Source organism: Oceanospirillum sediminis, assembly GCF_014164585.1.
Classification (GTDB): Bacteria; Pseudomonadota; Gammaproteobacteria; order Pseudomonadales; family Halomonadaceae; genus Oceanospirillum; species Oceanospirillum sediminis.
The window spans coordinates 1-336 of the sequence record NZ_JACJFM010000272.1 but is presented as its reverse complement, the minus strand read 5'-3'; the positions used below and the strand labels follow the sequence as shown (position 1 = coordinate 336).

Below are 336 nucleotides of genomic sequence, written 5' to 3'. Positions count from 1 at the left end.
AATCCTTACACTCAATACGAACGATTGGTGCGCCACGCTCAATGGCACGCAATGCGCCGAGGTAGCGATGTTGACCATCAAGAATGCGGATTCCCTTCTCGTCAGGAATAACTGTTAATGCTGGCAGTGGCTGACCTGATTCCCAGCACTGCGCGAAATATTCCACATGCTGTTCATCGGCTTCGCGGATGTTGTATCCAGGCTCAAGATAGATTTGCTCAACTGGCACGAGATAGGTTTTATTGACAGCGATACCGTTGCGCGTTTCTTTGTCTGAATAGATTTTGCTTAGTGTTTTCATTGTTTATCCTTGAAATCCATGTGAGTAAGCATAGT

The 336-nt window shown here is 46.1% G+C and carries 1 protein-coding gene; it reads right to left on the bottom strand.

The features are described 5' to 3' along the window. A partial coding sequence (locus tag H4O21_RS24890) for a hypothetical protein (protein ID WP_220495898.1) occupies positions 1-301 on the bottom strand: 301 nt, incomplete at its 3' end. Positions 302-336 lie beyond the last annotated feature (35 nt).